The sequence below is a fragment of the Kitasatospora nipponensis genome (assembly GCF_039528135.1).
GTDB classification, from domain to species: Bacteria; Actinomycetota; Actinomycetes; order Streptomycetales; family Streptomycetaceae; genus Kitasatospora; species Kitasatospora nipponensis.
The window spans coordinates 1-530 of record NZ_BAAALF010001119.1; the positions used below are offsets into that span (position 1 = coordinate 1).

The window sequence follows — 530 nt, forward strand, 5'->3', positions numbered from 1 at the left end:
GATCAAGGTGGGCACGTCGCTCGTGGCGGCCCTGCTGCTGTTCGTCTCGATGCCGTTCTACCTGATGGACGGCTTCGAGGACCCCGAGCGGACCAAGACCTTGGCCGCCCCCGACGGCAGCGGCCGCCGCCTGGTGGTCGAGGAAGGGGCAGCGATGATTGACCCGCTCTGGTGGGTCTCGGTGGAGTCCGGCAGCGGGGTGACCGCCCGGCGCTGGAAGGTCGGTTACTTCAACGGGGACGACTACGTGAACGGTCTGAACGAGGTGGCCTGGGACGGCCCGGACCGGGTCCGGCTGGTCACCGGTGACAGCCGGGTCCACCTGATCGACGTGGGCGCCGACGGCCGTCCGGACCGGACGCTGTCGCTCGGTCGGTAACCGCTCGGCCGGACTATCGTGCCCGGTATGAGCAGTGATCAGCAGCAGACGCCACGTCAGCCCTGGGTGGTCGGAGTCTCCGGGGCGTCCGGGACGCCGTACGCCGCCTCGGTGATCCGCGCGCTGCTGGCGGGCGGGGGGGCGGGCGGTC

General features: G+C 71.1%; 1 protein-coding gene and 1 pseudogene. Both read left to right on the plus strand.

Features of this window, described 5'->3' with window-relative positions; translation table 11 throughout:
* The coding region (locus ABD323_RS45180; RefSeq protein ID WP_344447748.1) for a hypothetical protein at nt 1-379 on the plus strand (379 nt) is incomplete at its 5' end.
* 27 nt (nt 380-406) lie between these two features.
* Nucleotides 407-530 (plus strand): annotated as a pseudogene (locus tag ABD323_RS45185) (UbiX family flavin prenyltransferase); the annotation flags it as partial.